Raw genomic sequence first — 15447 nt, 5'->3', positions numbered from 1 at the left:
CGTCCGCCGGCCGCCGGCGCCACGTCGTGGGGCCTCACGGCTGGACCCCCATCGTCCGGGCCAGCGTCTCCTGGGCCTGCACCATCGCCTCCAGCCGCGTCAGGTCGGTCGGGGTCCGCGCCAGCAGCGCCTGCGCCTGCTCGGCCAGCCCGGCGCTCGCGGCCGCGCCCTGCTCGTCGTCGGCCAGCGCCGCGTGCACCCGCCCGGCCCGCCCGGCGAGGTCCTCCCGCCGCTCCAGCGCGGCGGCGTAGGCCTGCTGGGCCACCGTGAGCGCGCGGTCCACCCGCTCCAGCCGGGTCAGGTATGCCGTGAGCTCCTCGGGGTCGCCCGGCACCGGTCCGAGCTGGGCCACGTCGGGCACGCCGAGCGTGGGGGCCGGGGCGACCAGGGCCCGGGCCCGCTCCGCCAGGGTCCGGACCGCCTCGCCGCGGGCGGTCAGCTCGGCGACCAGCTGCGAGGCGCGGGCGTGGTCGACCCGGGCGGAGGCCCGCTGGGAGGCGGCGACGATGAGGTCGCGCTCGGTCGTGGCCGCCTCGACCTCCAGGGGGCCGAGGAAGCCGCCCACGTCCCCACCGCGTCGGGCCCGCCCGGTGACGTCCTCCAGCCGGCGGTCCAGCGCTTCGTAGGCCTGCTGCGCGGAGGCCCGGCGGCTCTCCGGCACGAGGGCGACCTGGTCGGCGATCCGCTCCACCTGCTGGCGCAGGTCGTGCAGGCGGTCGGTGACCGTCGGGTCAGCGCCGTCCAGCCGCAGGCGCATCCGCAGCGAGGAGGCCAGGGAGTCCGAGAGCCGGCAGGCCTCCGGCAGCGAGACCGCCAGCGACTGGCCGCCCGCCCGCTGCCCGGGCTGCTCCAGGGAGCCCCACACCAGGGTGGTGATCCGGCGGCGCTCACCCTCCCCGACCCGGCCGGAGTCCCACGTGGCGAGGATCAGTCCCAGCCGGTTGGACACGGCCTGCCACAACGTCATCGACAGCGTCACGTCGGGGGTCACGGCCGCCCGGTCCTGCGGGTCGGACAGGTCCATCGCGGCGCGGTCGAGGGCGTCGAGCTCGATCTTGCGCTGGTCCTTCCAGGTGATCAGGGCGTCCAGGTAGCGCAGCAGCTCCCGGGGGTCGACGTCCGTGCCGAGCGCCCCCGGTGCGGGGGGCGCCACGGCATACCTGCTCGTGGCGGGGCTCACCGGTAGTCCTGCAGACGACGGGTGATCCCGGCCCACGCGAGGCCGGCGGCGGACAGGCCGAGCAGCAGGGCCAGCCCGGAGCTGACGACGGCCGGCAGGCCCACGCGGGAGGCCGCAGCCCCCAGGCGGCCGTCCAGCCGCTCGGAGAGCTCGGTGTCCAGCCCGGCGTAGGCCTCCTGCGTCCCGGCGAGGACCTCCGCGGCCGCGGCGGGGTCGGGCGCCGCGGCGACGTCCTCCTGGGCGGCCTGGATCTGCTCCCAGGCCTCGGACAGCTCCGGGTCGTCGAGCGCGCCCAGGGCCTCCGCGGCGTTGGCCCCGTCGGTGGCGAAGGTGTCGGTGGTGCCGAGGACGGGGGCGTACTGGCCCGCCCTCGCCTCCCGGACGTGCTGCAGGGCGTCGGCCACCTCGGCGGTGCCGCTGACCTGGCCGTCGACGCTGACCGGGACGGCAGCGGGGTTGAGCGAGACGTAGGCCAGCCAGCCCGTCATCGCGGTGGCGACCAGCAGGGGGACGTTGACGATCCGCCGCGTGCGCAGCGCCAGCCAGACGAGCACGCCGAGCATGAGGAGGGTCGCGAGGGTCCCGACCACCCCGGTGAGGACCGACCGGGAGCCGGTGGCCAGGTCCTCGGCGTGCGTGGCCGCCGTGGCGTCGCTGGCGTCGCCGGCGGTGCGCAGCAGGGTGCGGGCCGCGGTCAGGTCCTCGGCCACCGAGCCGCCCTCGGTGGCGTCGTCCGCCGCGTCGCCGGCCGCGGGGGCCGCGAGCGTCCGACCGACCAGGACCGCCGCCTCGGCGATCTCCGCCGCGGTCTCGCTGCTGCGGCCCGGGTCGCCCCCGGAGCGGGCGTGCGCCCCGGCCGCGACCCGCAGCGCCTCGACGGGGTCCCCGGAGGTCTCGGCCGGCGCGCTGCCGGTGGTCCGGGCGGCGGCCTGCTCGGTGGCCCGCAGCTCGGCCTCGGCCAGCCCGACGCCCGTGCGCTCGGCCGCGGTCCACTGGGCCGCGATGACGTTGGGGGTGCTGTTGACGCCCCCGGTGTCGAAGGTGCCCGTGGCCACGATCCCGGTGAGCAGGGCAGCAGCCGCCGTCACGCCGCGGGCCACCCGAAGCAGACGGGGGGTCGAGGAGGTCGGGTGCCCCTGGGTGCCCTTCCCTGCGGTCTGCGGCTGGGCGCCCTTGCCCGGGGCGGGCCGCTGGGCGCCAGAGGTGGTGGTCTTCGGCGAACTGACGGGAGTGGGGGCGTTTGCGCCGGACCGTGCCGGTGCTTGACCGGCTTGAGGCGCCTGGGATGCACTCATGTTGCGTCCTCTGCACGGCCCGCCGGCTTGGCCTTCGACCTATCTTCACGCCTCGCGCGCAGGCGTCGAGTGGCACGGCCACTTGCCTTGTTGGGGGGAGGGCCAGGATCACGTCCAGGCACTGGCCCAACTTCTTCGTCGCCTTGTCGACGGGTACGCGATCTTCGCGGAACCCTCATCGCAGGGGGCCAAGCCCACCAGCCTCTGAGTGGGCGTCTGCGCGGCAAATCACCAGGTGTTGCGGTGGCCCTCACTAACGGCGGGAGCCCCTCGTGGTCATCACCGATCTTGGACATGACGTCGCTTTCAGACTCACCCGACTCGACCTCCACGGACAGGTCCACCCCGTCGCGGTCCTCGAAGTCCTGCCGCCGCAGCGTGCGCAACTCGGTGACGTCGACGTCCTCGGTGTCCCGCAGCCGCCAGGCGTGCCGGCCGATCGCGGCCTCGAGCATGTTGCGGGCGAAGCGTCCGTTGCCGAAGCTCGGCCCCCGCGGCGTGGCGGCCAGCATCTCGCGGAACCGCTCCTGCGCCTCCGGGTCGACGTCGTAGTCCATCTTCTCGGCGAGCACGAGCAGGATCCCGGTGAGCTCGTCGTCGGTGTAGTCGTCGAACTCGATGATCGTGCGGAACCGGCTCTCCAGGCCCGGGTTCATCCCGATGAACTCGGCCATCGGCGCCGGGTAGCCGGCGACGATGACGACCAGCTCGTCGCGGTGGTCCTCCATCTCCTTGACGAGGGTGTCGACGGCCTCCTTGCCGTACTGGTCCCCGCCCAGGCTGTACGCCTCGTCGATGAACAGCACCCCGCCCAGCGCCGACGCCACCACCTCGGCGGTCTTGGCGGCGGTCTGGCCCAGGTAGCCGGCGACCAGCTCGGAGCGGTCGACCTCGACGAGCTGCCCCTTGTCGAGCAGCCCCAGCGCCCGGTAGATGCCGCCGACCAGCCGCGCCACCGTCGTCTTGCCGGTGCCCGGGTTGCCGACGAAGACCAGGTGCCGGGTCAGCGTGGCGACCTTGAGGCCGGCCTCCTGACGGCGCGCGTCCATCTTCAGCAGGGCCACCTGCCGGTGGATCTCGGCCTTGACCCGCTCCAGCCCGATCAGCTCGTCGAGCTCTGCGAGCAGCTCCTCGACCGACCGCTGCGGGGGAGCGGGCTCGGGCGGCGGCTCGGCCTCCGCGGGCTCCTCCTGGGTGGCGGCGGCAGTGGGTTCCGGGGGGTATGCCGTGCCCGCCGGCGGCGTCCACGACGTCGGCGGGGCGGGCGGCAGCTGGCCGCCCGGGCCGCCGGCCTGGCCGAGCCGGCCCATCTCGTCCAGCATCTGGCGGACCCGGCCGGACTGCTCCTGGGCACGCTCGAGCAGCTCCCGGGCCCAGGTGCGCTGGTCGGTGCCGTCCAGCCCGGCACCCTGGTGCGAGGCCGGTGCGTAGCCCTCGAGCGGGTCCGCGGCCGGCGGACGCCGCCCGGCGCGGGGGTGCCCCTGCACCCCGGCCGCGGCCAGCTGGGTCCGGGCCGCGGTGATCGCCTGACCCACCGTGGTCGCGTCCGACCCGGGCAGCGCGCTCGCCGCGGTGGCCACGTCGGCCAGCGCGAGGGCATACCCCTGCGCGTGCGGGCTCGACTCGGCGAGGAGCGTCTGCAGCAGCGGCGTGGGGACGGCGCGGTAGCGGCGGCCGTGCGGGGCGGTGCCGAAGTAGTCGCTGGCGGGCAGGGCGAAGGCCTCGCCCCAGGTGCGGGCGATCCGGGCCGAGCCCACGCTGCGCTCCATCACCGCGGCGGCCAGGGCGATGCCCTCGGCGCGGGCGGACCCCTCATCCAGGCCGGCCTGCTCGCCGACCCGGGCCAGGGTGTCGACGGCCTCGCGCAGCGGCGACGTGGTCATGAGGTCCTTCCCTCGGGCGGGGTGAGCGGGTCGACAGCGTCGTCGTCGGCAGACTCCTCCGACGGCTGCTCCGGGACGGGCGCGTGGTCGTCGGCCCCGATCCGCAGCGACCCGCCCCCGGCCGACCCGCCGAACTTCTCGGCGATGAAGCGCCCCTGGGCGACCAGCTCGCGGGCGTCATCGCGGTAGACCGCGTCGAAGACCCGGTCCATCGTCAGGCCGAGCAGGTCGAGCTGGTCGACGAGGACCATGAGCGAGGTCTTAGCGCCGTCGACGGGACGGGTGTCGGCGTACCGCCGGGGGAGACGCTGGTAGGCGCCGATCGCCTCGGGCAGGTAGTCGGTGGCGGTCGCCACGACCGTGTAGCCCAGGCTGCTGCCGGAGATCCGACCCATCCGCGGCACGGTGTCGCGCACGGTGTCGACGACGCGCTGGGCCCGCGCGGTGACGACCGAGGGCAGCGCGGAGGAACCGAGCAGCTCCTCGGTGGTCGCGAGCGCCTGCTCGACGTCCTGCGCCGTCGGGGGCGCGGGCAGCTCGAGGCGGTCGTCGGCCGCCTCGGGCGCCCGGCCGAGCATCCGGTCGAGCAGGTCGGAGAACCCCATGCCGTCCCCGCCCCGTCAGGACGACCGGGTCGGCGGGGCGTCGCCCAGGTCGAGCTCGCCACCCACCAGCCGGGTGTCGGTGCGGCGGGAACGGTCCAGGTAGCCCCGCGACTTGGACACCTCTCCCTCGAGCACGCCGATGGTCTGGGCCATCGAGTCCAGCGCCTGGGAGCGGAAGGCGTCGATCGCGTCCATCGTCTCGTAGATGTTGGCGAAGGCCGCCTGCAGCTGCTCCAGGCCCAGCGTCGAGGACGCCGCCTGCTCCTGGATCGCCACCGAGTTGTCCCGCAACATCTCGCTGGTGCGCTGGATCATGTCGGAGGTCGTCTCGTTGAGCGCGGTGATCTGGTCGAGGACAAGCTTCTGGTTGTTCAGCGCCTGGGCCACGAGGACGGCGGTGCGCAGCGCCGACACGGTGGTCGTGGAGGCCCGGTCGACACCCTTGATGAGCTCGATGTTGTTCTTCATGATGATGTCGATCGCCAGGTAGTTCTGGATCGACACCGCCAGCTGGGTCAGCAGGTCCTGGTGCTTCTGCCGGACGTAGAAGAGCACGTCCTCGCGCATCGCCTTGGCCTTCTCGGGGTCGGTCTCCTCGAGCTGGGCGACGTGGGCGGCGACGCGGGCGTCGAGCTGCTCGGCGATGTAGACGTACTGGTTGAGCCGGCCCATGGAGTCCCACAGCTGCTGCTTCTCCATGTTGAGCGCGGCGTTGTCCTTGGCCAGCTCGTCCTGCCCGCTGCGCAGCGCGTGCAGGATGCCGTCGAGGTGCTTCTCGGCCGACTCGTACTTGCGGAAGTAGTCGCGCAGCCGGTCCCCGAACGGGATCATCCCCAGGAACTTCTTGGCGCCCTGGGCCTGCGCCGGGTCGAGGTCCTCGACGGTGCGGCGCAGCTCCATGAGGGTGCGGCCGACCTTGGACTCCTTGGAGACGCCGCCCTCCTGCAGGGCCCGCACCGGCGACTTGAGCAGCCGGTTGGACGTCTCGGCCGCGGTGCGGATCTCGGCGTCCCCCATCGTGCGGACGTCGGCGGCCTTGCGCGCGAACTCCGGCGACCGGGTCTCGGTCTGCGTCAGCCCCTGGACGAAGTCCTCGACCTTCTTGTCCAGGGCCGGCAGGGCCTGCGGGTCCACCTGCGGGGCCATCGCGGGGGCGGCGGTCTCGGCGACCGGCTGCGGCGGGGGCGGCGCGGTCAGCGTGAGCGGCTCCGGGGCGGCCAGGGGCTCGGGGGCCTGGAGCGGCTGCGGCTGGTCGGTCATCTGCTCTCCTCCGGTTGGCACCCTGCGTCGGGCGTCGTCGACGGGGCCACCTGGGCACCCGGCGGGTCTGACGTGCCCATTGTGTCCTGCCGTTCCCTCCGGCACACCTGGGGAGCCGCGCGCCTGGGGAGGAGGGGTATGCCGTGGCGCGGCGGGCGCCCGGGACGCACCTGCCGCACCCGGGGCCCGGTTCACAGGCCCAGCCGGTAGACCCGCAGGTCCACGCCGGGGACCGGCGTCCAGTCGCGTCCTGGCACCCGGACGAAGCCGGCCCGTTCGTACATCCGGTGGGCCGTCGACATCCAGCCGTCGCTGGAGAGGACGACGGCCTCGTAGCCGTCCCGGCGGGCCCGGTCCACGACCGCGTCCAGCAGGGCCTGGCCGACGCGACGGCCGCGCACCGCCGGGTCGACGGCGAGCATCCGGAACTCGGCCTCGCCGTCGACGGCGACCTCCCGCTGCCCGGAGCCGTGGCCTGCCCAGGTCACCGTGCCGACGACCCGGCCGTCGAGCTCGGCGACCCAGACCTCCGCGTCCGCGACCCGGGCGGCCGTGTCGCGCAGGGCCGTCCAGTAGGGCTCGTCCGGGGCCATCCCGCTCGGCCCGTAGGCCGAGACCAGGATCCGGCCGACGGCCTCGTGGTCGTCGGTGACGGCGGGCCGGAGCGAGACGTCGATGGGCACGGTGGAACGGTACCGCCAAAAAAGTTCGACAAACTTTTGACAAGGATGAATCCAAGCCTGGACATCGGCCCGTAGTAGGGGGCAGAGGGCGGAGACGCCGCCCCTCACCGAAGGAGCACACGATGCGCAGGATCACCACCGCAGCCCTGGTCGCCGGCGCGACCGTCACCGCCCTCGCCGCCCCGGCGGCCGCGGACGACCACGAGTCGGCCGTCTCCATCCTTCACGGGGTTCCCGGCCTGACCGTGGACGTCTACGTGGACGGCGAGGAGCTGCTGCCCGACTTCGAGCCCGGCACGCTGACCGACCCGATGATGCTCGCGGCCGGCACCTACGACATCGCCGTCTACGCCGACGGCGACACCCCCGACTCGGCCGAGCCGGCCATCTCCGCCGAGGGCCTCGAGGTTCCCGGCGGGGCCAACCTGACCCTCGCCGCCCACCTGGCCGAGGACGGCACCCCGATGCTGTCCGCCTTCGCCAACGACGTGTCCGAGACCGCGGCGGGCGACGCCCGCCTCACCGTCCGGCACGCCGCCGCCGCCCCCGCGGTGGACGTCCGCGCCGGTGGCGAGCCGGTCATCACCGGTCTGACCAACCCGAACGAGCAGGTCCTGGACCTGCCGGCCGGCATGGTCTCGGCCGACGTGGTGCTCGCGGGCACCGAGGACGTCGTGCTCGGCCCGGCCGACCTCGACCTGGGCGAGGGCGTCAACACCATCGTCTACGCCTGGGGCTCCGCCGAGGACGGCACCCTGGACCTCGCCGTCCAGACCATCGACGGGCTGCACAGCGCCCCCGAGGGTGTCCCGTCCGGTCAGGGTGGCCTCATGGACAGCTCCATGCTGATGGTGCTGGCCGCGGCCGGTGCGGCCGGCGTGCTGGCCGCCGGTGGCCTCGTGGCCCGTCGCGCGACCCAGCGCGGCTGAGCCCCGGTCCCTCCGGACGTCGAACCTGCTGCCATGACCACTCCGCCCAGCCCCGTCCCCACCGGTGGGAACCCCACCGGTGGGGGCGGCTCCCCCCGTCGGGGGACGGCGCGCGGCGAGGGCGTGGAGCAGCAGGTCGGCAGCTCCGCCGGAGGGCCCGTCCGGGCCTTCTGGCGGCGGGTCGGCGCGGTGCCCCTCGCGGTGCTGGTCGGCTCCGTCCTCCTGCTCGTCGTGGCCCTGGTCGGGCTGACACGCGACCCGGTCCCGGCGGCGGAGGACTTCGGTGAGGTCCCCGTGGAGGTGGCCATGACCTCCACGGGGACTCCCGCCGAGCAGGACGGCGCGGCCGACGAGGCGCCTTCGGCCGACGAGCAGGACGCCCCGGCCGACGAGGCACCTCCTGCCGACGAGGCGCAGGACGCTCCGGCAGGCGAGACCGAGGACGGCTCGGCCGACGACGCCGACAGCTCCCCGCGGCCGGCCGTCGAGCCGCCGGCCCGGCGCCCCGCCGGTCTGGACGGGCTGGCGGACGCCGCGAGGGCCGCCGCCGACCGGGTGCCCGTGCGCCTGGAGGTCGGCTCGGTCGACCTGGACGTGCCCCTGGACCAGGTCGGGGTGCAGGACGACGGCCAGATGCAGATCCCCGAGGACGCCGACCGGGCCGGCTGGTACCGCTACGGACCCGCCCCGGGCGCCGACGCGGGCTCCACCGTCATCTCCGGCCACGTCGACGACCGCAACGGCCCGGGTGCCTTCCTGGCCCTGACCGACGTGACCGAGGGCGACGAGGTCACGGTGGAGGCCGCGGACGGGACGCGCACCGCATACCGCATCGTGTCCCTGCGCACCGTGGCCAAGCCCGAGCTCGCGGTCCAGGAGGTCTTCCGCCGCGACGGGCCGCACGTCCTCCAGCTCATCACCTGCACCGGCCCGTGGTCCCCCGACACCCGGCGCTACACCGACAACCTCGTCATCACGGCCGAGCCGGTCGCCGACGGGTCGTGACCGGCGATGTCCTGGGCGGTCGCCGTGCAGGACCGGGAGGCCGGCACCCGGAGGCCGTTCACGTTGACGCCCGGTCCTGACCTGCGGCAGGTTGGTCCCGTGACCGACAGCGCCGCCTCCGACGCCGCCGGTCCACCGGCTGCGACGACCACGGAGGAGAGGCTGGCGCTGGAGGCGTGGCTGGACGGGGACGAGCGGGCCCTCGAGCTGGCCTACCGCCGCTGGGGCGGCATGGTCCACGGCCTGGCGGCCAAGGCCGTCGGCCCCGTCGAGGCCGACGACGTCACCCAGCAGGTCTTCCTGTCCGCCTGGCGCGGCCGGGACGGCTTCGACCCGGCCCGGGGTCCCCTCGGCGCCTGGCTCGTGGGGATCACCCGACGCCGGGTCGCCGACGTCGTGCGGGCCCGCCCCTTCACCGCCGAGGTGCCGACCACCGACGACGAGATGGCGACGGCCGACCTGACGGCCTGGGACGCCGCCGACTCCACCGACCTCATCACGGTCTACGAGGAGCTGGAGCGGATCGGGGAGCCACAGCGGACCATCCTGCTCATGGCCTATGTGGAGGACCGCACCCAGAAGGAGATCGCCGAGCTGCTCGACCTGCCGCTCGGGACCGTCAAGACCCACACGACCCGCACCCTGCGACGGTTGCGCGACCGGCTAGGAGGTGAGCAGTGACCGTGCAGGACGACCGACGCCAGGAGTTCTCGGGCGAGGAGCGCGTGGTCCGGCTGCTGCGCCGGGCCGGCGACCTGAGCGCGCCGCCACCGCCGCAGGTCTGGCGAGCGGTGGAGGAGGAGCTCGGGAACCCGTCCGGTGACTGGTCCACCCGGCGGGCGCGCGGCTCCCGGCACGTGGCAGGACCGCGGCGGGCGCACGGCTCCCGACGGGCCGGCCGTCGCTCGTGGCCGGGGGTCCTGCCGATGCTGGCCGCGGCCGCGGTGGGCGGGGTGGTCGCGCTGTCGGGCGACCGGCTGCTGCAGGGTGGGCAGGAGCAGGAGCCGGAGGGCTTGCTGGTGGCCGCCGCCGGTCTCGGGCCGGTCGAGGACGCCACGGACGCCACGGCCGGTGCGGACGACCTCACCGCCCGGGCCGAGGTGGTCGCTGTGGACGGGCACCGGACGCTGCTGGTCGAGCTGGACCGGCCCGTCGAGCAGGACGGTGACTACCTGGAGGTCTGGCTGCTGCGCCCGGACGTCAGCGGGATGGTCTCGGTGGGGGTGCTCCAGGGCACGACGGCGCGGCTCGAGCTTCCCGACGACGTCTCACTGGAGGAGTACCCCGTCGTCGACGTCTCCGTGGAGCGTCTCGACGGAGACCCGACGCACGGCGGCCGCAGCGTGCTCCGGGGCGAGCTGTCCGGCGACCCCGGGCTCACCGCCCGGGCGGCGGGCCCGGCCGGTGACGCCCGAATCACCCCAGCAGCTGGACGGTCGCGCTGACCAGCTCGCCGAGGGCCAGGGAGGCGGTCACGACCGTGACCACGGCCGGCACCTTGCCGTCGCCGAGGATGCGGTCGAACCGCGGGTCCTCCGGGTGGGTCCACGAGTAGCGCCCGCTGCGCAGCGTCACGCTGACGACCCAGGCGGCCAGCGCCGCGGCGATGAAGGCGGGCACGAGGACGGTCGGCCCCAGGGTCGTCATCGTCAGCCGCCCGACCGTCAACGAGCCCACGACCAGGGCCAGGCCGGTGCGGCGCCAGGCCAGGGCGGTCCGCTCCTGCTGCAGCCCCGGGTCGCGGACCGTGCCCCGGGCCGGCTGCTCGCCCATCAGGCCCGCAGCAGGGTGGCCACGAGCAGGACCACGCCCGCGACGGCCACGCCGATGACGACGACGATGCCGGCGGCGTTGCCGGGCAGGGGCCGTTCGGTGCGCATCGCCTGCTCGGTGCGCACCCAGCCGCGCCAGGCGTGGTATGCCGACGCGAGCCCGGTCAGGGCCAGCACGGCCGCGAGGGCGGCCTGGGCGCGGTCGTCGATGCGCAGGGGGAGGGCGTCGACCGCGGCGGCGACGGCCAGCAGCGCCAGGGAGGTGCGGATCCAGGCGAGGAAGGTGCGCTCGTTGGCCAGGGAGAACCGGGGGTCGGGCTCGTCGCCCGAGCCGTAGACGGAGCGGGGCCAGCGGGAGTAGGGCACGGTCGGCATGGTAGGCGACAGGGCTGCTCCGGGCCCTGCCGAAGTCCACTACCTAGTGTCGTAAGTCACGTCCTCAGAATGGCGTCAATGGATACCCGCCGGGGTATCGTTGGGGGCATGAACAAACTCCTCATCCTGGGGGCTGGAACGGCCGGGACCATGGCCGCCAACCACCTGCTCGCGACCCTCGACAAGAGCGCCTGGTCGATCACCGTGGTGGACCAGGACACCGAGCACCGGTATCAGCCGGGCTACCTGTTCATCCCCTTCTGGATGAAGCCCGAGCGCGTGGTCAAGGACCGGCGCGAGCTGCTGCACGACGGCATCGAGTTCGTCGAGGCCGGCATCGCCAAGGTGCACCGGGAGGAGCGTGAGGTCGAGCTGGTCGACGGCCGGCGGCTCTCTTACGACTGGCTGGTCATCGCCTCCGGCACCCGGCCCGACCCGACCCTGGTCGACGGCATGGCTGACGGCTCGCTGTGGCGGGACAAGGTCCACGAGTTCTACACCTACGAGGGCTCGGTGGCGCTGAAGAAGTCGCTCGCGGAGTTCACCGAGGGCCGCATCCTCGTGCACATCGCCGAGATGCCCATCAAGTGCCCGGTCGCACCGCTGGAGTTCGCCTTCCTCGTCGAGGACCACTTCCGCAAGCAGGGGATCCGGCACAAGGTCGACATCACCTACGTCACCCCGCTGGACGGCGCCTTCACCAAGCCGGTGGCCTCCAAGGAGCTGGGTGGCCTGCTCAAGGACCGCAGCATCCGCCTGGCCGCAGACTTCGCCGTGGAGCGGATCGACAACGAGGCCCAGAAGCTGGTCGCCTACGACGGGCGCGAGCTGCCCTTCGACCTCCTCGTCACCATCCCGCCGAACGTCGGCCAGCAGTTCGTCATGGACTCCGGCCTGGGCAACGACGCCGGCTTCGTCCCCGTCGACAAGCACACGCTGCGGTCGGTCGTCGACGAGCGGATCTTCGTCCTCGGCGACGCCAGCGACATCCCGACCTCCAAGGCCGGCTCGGTCGCACACTTCGCGGTCGAGGAGTTCATCGACAACTTCATCGCCGCCGTCGACGGCCGCCCGCTGCCGAACGCCTTCGACGGGCACGCCAACTGCTTCATCGAGTCGGGTCGTGGCCAGGCCATGCTGCTCGACTTCAACTACGACACGCAGCCGCTCAAGGGCACCTTCCCGGTCCCGGTCGTCGGACCGATGACCCTGCTGAAGCCCTCGCGCGCCAACCACCTGGGCAAGCTGGCCTTCGAGCAGATCTACTGGAAGATGCTGCTCCCCGGACACAAGCTGCCCGTCTCCAGCCACATGTCGATGGCCGGCAAGCGCCAGCCGAAGGAGTGAAGAACCCCATGCCCACCAACACGCTGAACGACCGGACCTTCGAGGTCGACGCCGAGGGGTTCCTGACCCGTCGTGACGACTGGAGCGAGGACCTAGCCGCCGACATGGCCGCCCTGATCGGGATCGACCTGTCGGACGAGCACCTGGCCATCCTGCGCTTCATGCGCGAGGACTCCGCCCAGACGGGGGTCACCCCGACGCTGCGCCGCATCCAGACGGTCGGCGGCTTCGACATCAAGACCCTGTTCGCCCTGTACCCCGGCAAGCCCGCCAAGAAGATGGCCTGGCTGTCCGGTCTGCCCAAGCCCGTCGGCTGCGTCTGAGCGACCGGGTCGACGAGGAGGAGAACCACATCATGAGCACTACCACCCGCAGCACCACGCCCCCCGCGGGCTTCATCATGCCGGACTTCGGCGACAAGGGCCGCGCCGCGCCGTCCACCAACGGCACCCCCGGCACGGCGACCGCCGCCGAGGGCGCCGGCGCCCCGGCCTACTCCGGCCCCCGGAAGATGGCCTTCATCTGCTCCAAGGGCAACCTGGACATGGCCTACCCGGCCCTGATCATGGGCAACGCCGCGCTCGGCGAGGGCGTCGAGGTGCACATCTTCTTCACCTTCTGGGGCCTGGACATCGTCAACACCAGGACGAACGACAAGCTCAAGTTCACCCTCTCGGGCAACACCGCGATGCACATGCCCGACCTGGGCCGCATCAAGCCGGGCCTGGAGCACGTCTCCATGCCGCAGGCGCTCGGCAACCTGCCGGGGATGACGGGTTACGCCACGCGGATGATGAACAAGCAGATGGAGGAGCAGGAGATCCCCACGGTCCCCGAGTTCCTCGACCTGCTGCAGGCCTCGGGCGCGCACATGTACGCCTGCCGGCTGACCTACGACATGATGAAGCTGCTTGAGGCCGACCTGCACCCCGGTGTCGAGGGTGTCATCAGCGCCGGCGACTTCATCGACATCGCCGAGGGCGCCCAGGTCGTCTTCGTCTGAGGGCCCACCCCTCACCAGCCCGCCGCCGCCGACCCCTCCCTGCCTGGTCGGCGGCGGCGCCCTGCTGCCCGCCGGCTTCTCAGCGGCGCTCGGCCGTGCGCCCGGTCGTCGGCCGGCTCCGCTAGCGTCGACCAGGTGAGCACCGAGGCCCACCCCACGTCAGCCGCACGCCCGCCGCATACCCCTGCGGCGCGGCATACCCGTCCCGTGCCGGAGGCGTCTCCCGTCCCCGTCGTCGACCGCCGCCCGCGGCGTCCGCACGACCGGGCGTGGACCGACGAGGCGGTGCGCCGGCTGAAGGCGGACGCGAACCGCAGCGCCGACACGCACCTCATCGCGCTGACGATGCCGCCGGGCTGGGACGTGCAGGTCTACCTCAAGGACGAGTCCACCCACCCGACCGGGAGCCTGAAGCACCGCCTGGCCCGGTCGCTGTTCCTCTACGCGCTGTGCAACGGGGCGATCCACGAGGGCACGACGGTCATCGAGGCCAGCTCGGGCTCGACCGCGGTCAGCGAGGCGCACTTCGCCCAGATGCTGGGACTGCCGTTCGTGGCCGTCATGCACCGGGACACCAGCGCGGAGAAGATCGCGCTCATCGAGCGTGAGGGTGGCAGCTGCCACCTGGTGGACGACGCCGGCGAGGTCTACGACGTCGCCCGGGAGCTGGCCGACCGCTACGACGGCTACTACATGGACCAGTTCACCTACGCCGAGCGCGCGACGGACTGGCGGGGGAACAACAACATCGCCGAGTCGATCTTCGAGCAGATGGCGCTCGAGCTGCACCCGGTCCCGGAATGGATCGTCGTCGGCGCGGGGACGGGCGGGACGTCGGCGACGATCGGACGTTACGTGCGCCTCCACGGGCACCGGTCGCAGCTGTGCGTCGTGGATCCGGAGGGGTCGGCCTTTCTGCCGACGTTCGCGCGGGAGGAGGTCCACCGGCCGTGCGGGTCGCGGATCGAGGGGATCGGACGGCCGCGGGTCGAGCCGAGCTTCATCCCGGACGTGGTCGACCGGATGATGGGCGTGCCCGACGCCGCGTCGGTGGCGGCGATGCGGTTCCTCGAGGAGCGGACGGGGCTGTCGTGCGGTCCCTCCACGGGGACTGCGCTGTATGCGGTGATGCGGCTGGCCTGCGAGATGCGCGCCGAGGGGCGGGCGGGGGCGATCGTCACGCTGCTGTGCGACGGGGGCGCACGCTACGGGCGGAGCTACCGCGACGAACGGTGGGTGGTCGACCACGGGTGGGACGTCGACCCCTACCTCGCCGTGATGGCCCGGGCGTGGGACGAGGGGAAGTGGACGGGGTGAGGTGACCGCGTCGGGTCGGCGGACGTCGGTCAGGCCGCCTGGCCGCCGCCGATGTTGACCATCCACCGGATCCCGAAGCCGTCGGTGCACGCGCCGAAGTGGTCGCCCCAGGGAGCGCGCTCGAGGGGCATGTCGACGGAGCCGCTGGCGCTGAGCCGCTCCCAGTAGCCGAGGAGTTCGATCTCGTCCTCGGCCGGCCCGCTCAGCGAGATCTGGACGTTGTCGCCCACGGTGACGTCCATGCCCGGCGGTGCGTCGGAGGCCATGAGCGTGAGGTCCTCGTCGGTGACGAGCATCGCGTGCATGACCTGAGCTGCGGTCGCCGGGTCGTCACCCAGGCCGGCCTCGCCGAAGGTGTCGATCGTCAGGTGGCCGCCGAAGACGTCGCGGTAGAACTCCATCGCCTCCCGCGCGTTGCCGGTGAACGAGATGTAGGGGTTGAGCGTCGTCATGATCTCTCCTCGTCCCGGTGATCGTCGCGGCGGCGGTCGCGGTGACGGTGTCGGGTGATCCAGTGTCACGGTCCTCCTCGGGAGGGATGCGCACAACCCCCTTCATGCCGGAGACGTTCGGAGGGGGCGGCGCTCGGTGCGCGCCGGGTGGAGGGCCGGACAGGTGGTTGGTCGGGGCCCGCCGGCAGTGGTTGGTCGGGGCCGGCCGGCCGGCGGTCAGAACGGAGGAGGTCCGTAGGTGCGCTTGTCCCAGGGGGTGTCGCCGGGGTCGGTGTCGTCGTGGCCGGGGTCGTCGTGGGGGGTGGGGGCGTTGTCGGGCTGGGTGGGGATGTTCAGCTTGG

Annotated in this window: 17 protein-coding genes; 8 read left to right on the top strand and 9 right to left on the bottom strand. The window is 73.4% G+C overall.

Features of this window, described 5'->3' with window-relative positions:
• Positions 1–34: 34 nt before the first annotated feature.
• The 6 genes from FJR00_RS14585 to FJR00_RS14560 all read right to left on the bottom strand — a co-directional run bounded on the left by FJR00_RS14585 (position 35) and on the right by FJR00_RS14560 (position 6906).
• The gene (locus FJR00_RS14585; RefSeq protein WP_141339353.1) at positions 35–1180 is read right to left on the bottom strand and encodes a hypothetical protein; all 1146 of its coding nucleotides are present in this window, start codon (positions 1178–1180) and stop codon (positions 35–37) included.
• The gene (locus tag FJR00_RS14580; RefSeq protein ID WP_141339352.1) at positions 1177–2280 is read right to left on the bottom strand and encodes a hypothetical protein; all 1104 of its coding nucleotides are present in this window, start codon (positions 2278–2280) and stop codon (positions 1177–1179) included. Before FJR00_RS14580 ends, FJR00_RS14585 begins: the two co-directional genes overlap by 4 nt.
• Positions 2281–2471: 191 nt before the next feature.
• A complete protein-coding gene (locus tag FJR00_RS14575) occupies positions 2472–4358 on the bottom strand; it encodes an AAA family ATPase (RefSeq protein ID WP_141339351.1) in 1887 nt (628 codons plus the stop codon).
• Complete coding sequence (locus FJR00_RS14570) at positions 4355–4963, bottom strand: hypothetical protein (protein WP_075957710.1); 609 nt, start codon at positions 4961–4963, stop codon at positions 4355–4357. The genes FJR00_RS14575 and FJR00_RS14570 overlap by 4 nt, the downstream gene beginning before the upstream one ends.
• Positions 4964–4978: 15 nt before the next feature.
• Positions 4979–6223, bottom strand: coding sequence for a toxic anion resistance protein (locus FJR00_RS14565; RefSeq protein ID WP_141339350.1), 1245 nt, complete (start codon positions 6221–6223; stop codon positions 4979–4981).
• Between the two features lie 191 nt (positions 6224–6414).
• Positions 6415–6906, bottom strand: coding sequence for a GNAT family N-acetyltransferase (locus FJR00_RS14560; RefSeq protein WP_202876694.1), 492 nt, complete (start codon positions 6904–6906; stop codon positions 6415–6417).
• 122 nt (positions 6907–7028) lie between these two features.
• On the opposite strand from FJR00_RS14560, the gene FJR00_RS14555 reads away from it, so the two are divergent.
• From FJR00_RS14555 to FJR00_RS14540, 4 genes are all read left to right on the top strand, one after another.
• Positions 7029–7835 carry a DUF4397 domain-containing protein gene (locus tag FJR00_RS14555; protein WP_141339349.1) on the top strand — a complete coding sequence of 269 codons (807 nt, stop codon included), beginning with the start codon at positions 7029–7031 and terminating at the stop codon, positions 7833–7835.
• A 33-nt stretch (positions 7836–7868) separates the two neighbouring features.
• A complete protein-coding gene (locus FJR00_RS14550) occupies positions 7869–8840 on the top strand; it encodes a class F sortase (protein ID WP_141339348.1) in 972 nt (323 codons plus the stop codon).
• 99 nt (positions 8841–8939) lie between these two features.
• Entirely contained in the window at positions 8940–9521 is a 582-nt protein-coding gene (locus FJR00_RS14545; protein WP_202876693.1) for an RNA polymerase sigma factor, read from the top strand.
• Positions 9518–10285: an anti-sigma factor gene (locus FJR00_RS14540; RefSeq protein WP_141339346.1), complete on the top strand. Its 768-nt coding sequence runs from the start codon at positions 9518–9520 to the stop codon at positions 10283–10285. Before FJR00_RS14545 ends, FJR00_RS14540 begins: the two co-directional genes overlap by 4 nt.
• Here the strand turns inward: FJR00_RS14540 and FJR00_RS14535 are convergent.
• Together FJR00_RS14535 and FJR00_RS14530 are read right to left on the bottom strand one after the other, a co-directional pair.
• A complete protein-coding gene (locus FJR00_RS14535; protein WP_141339345.1) occupies positions 10257–10613 on the bottom strand; it encodes a DUF202 domain-containing protein in 357 nt (118 codons plus the stop codon). The two genes, FJR00_RS14540 and FJR00_RS14535, sit on opposite strands and share 29 nt — an antisense overlap.
• Entirely contained in the window at positions 10613–10987 is a 375-nt protein-coding gene (locus FJR00_RS14530; protein ID WP_075957716.1) for a YidH family protein, read from the bottom strand. The genes FJR00_RS14535 and FJR00_RS14530 overlap by 1 nt, the downstream gene beginning before the upstream one ends.
• A gap of 108 nt (positions 10988–11095) precedes the next feature.
• On the opposite strand from FJR00_RS14530, the gene sqr reads away from it, so the two are divergent.
• The 4 genes from sqr to FJR00_RS14510 all read left to right on the top strand — a co-directional run bounded on the left by sqr (position 11096) and on the right by FJR00_RS14510 (position 14654).
• Complete coding sequence (gene sqr, locus FJR00_RS14525) at positions 11096–12334, top strand: type III sulfide quinone reductase, selenoprotein subtype (RefSeq protein WP_141339344.1); 1239 nt, start codon at positions 11096–11098, stop codon at positions 12332–12334.
• A gap of 8 nt (positions 12335–12342) precedes the next feature.
• Positions 12343–12657 carry a TusE/DsrC/DsvC family sulfur relay protein gene (locus FJR00_RS14520; protein ID WP_075957718.1) on the top strand — a complete coding sequence of 105 codons (315 nt, stop codon included), beginning with the start codon at positions 12343–12345 and terminating at the stop codon, positions 12655–12657.
• A gap of 32 nt (positions 12658–12689) precedes the next feature.
• Positions 12690–13337 carry a DsrE/DsrF/DrsH-like family protein gene (locus FJR00_RS14515; protein WP_238330513.1) on the top strand — a complete coding sequence of 216 codons (648 nt, stop codon included), beginning with the start codon at positions 12690–12692 and terminating at the stop codon, positions 13335–13337.
• 207 nt (positions 13338–13544) lie between these two features.
• Entirely contained in the window at positions 13545–14654 is a 1110-nt protein-coding gene (locus FJR00_RS14510; protein ID WP_272949586.1) for a PLP-dependent cysteine synthase family protein, read from the top strand.
• 29 nt (positions 14655–14683) lie between these two features.
• Here the strand turns inward: FJR00_RS14510 and FJR00_RS14505 are convergent, their stop codons facing one another.
• A complete protein-coding gene (locus tag FJR00_RS14505) occupies positions 14684–15106 on the bottom strand; it encodes a VOC family protein (RefSeq protein ID WP_337678397.1) in 423 nt (140 codons plus the stop codon).
• Between the last annotated feature and the right edge of the window lie 341 nt (positions 15107–15447).

The sequence above is a fragment of the Ornithinimicrobium kibberense genome (genome assembly GCF_006519705.1).
GTDB lineage: Bacteria > Actinomycetota > Actinomycetes > Actinomycetales > Dermatophilaceae > Ornithinicoccus > Ornithinicoccus kibberensis.
Note: the sequence above shows the minus strand (reverse complement) of the source record. Positions and strands in the feature narration are given on the sequence as shown.

Bases quoted from the DNA above. Each gene is read 5' to 3' on its own strand.
- FJR00_RS14575 (WP_141339351.1), bottom strand. From the start codon at position 4,358: ATGACCACGTCGCCGCTGCGCGAGGCCGTCGACACCCTGGCCCGGGTC.
- FJR00_RS14570 (WP_075957710.1), bottom strand. From the start codon at position 4,963: ATGGGGTTCTCCGACCTGCTCGACCGGATGCTCGGCCGGGCGCCCGAG.
- FJR00_RS14565 (WP_141339350.1), bottom strand. From the start codon at position 6,223: ATGACCGACCAGCCGCAGCCGCTCCAGGCCCCCGAGCCCCTGGCCGCC.
- FJR00_RS14555 (WP_141339349.1), top strand. From the start codon at position 7,029: ATGCGCAGGATCACCACCGCAGCCCTGGTCGCCGGCGCGACCGTCACC.
- FJR00_RS14550 (WP_141339348.1), top strand. From the start codon at position 7,869: ATGACCACTCCGCCCAGCCCCGTCCCCACCGGTGGGAACCCCACCGGT.
- FJR00_RS14535 (WP_141339345.1), bottom strand. From the start codon at position 10,613: ATGGGCGAGCAGCCGGCCCGGGGCACGGTCCGCGACCCGGGGCTGCAG.
- FJR00_RS14530 (WP_075957716.1), bottom strand. From the start codon at position 10,987: ATGCCGACCGTGCCCTACTCCCGCTGGCCCCGCTCCGTCTACGGCTCG.
- sqr (WP_141339344.1), top strand. From the start codon at position 11,096: ATGAACAAACTCCTCATCCTGGGGGCTGGAACGGCCGGGACCATGGCC.
- FJR00_RS14520 (WP_075957718.1), top strand. From the start codon at position 12,343: ATGCCCACCAACACGCTGAACGACCGGACCTTCGAGGTCGACGCCGAG.
- FJR00_RS14515 (WP_238330513.1), top strand. From the start codon at position 12,690: ATGAGCACTACCACCCGCAGCACCACGCCCCCCGCGGGCTTCATCATG.
- FJR00_RS14505 (WP_337678397.1), bottom strand. From the start codon at position 15,106: ATGACGACGCTCAACCCCTACATCTCGTTCACCGGCAACGCGCGGGAG.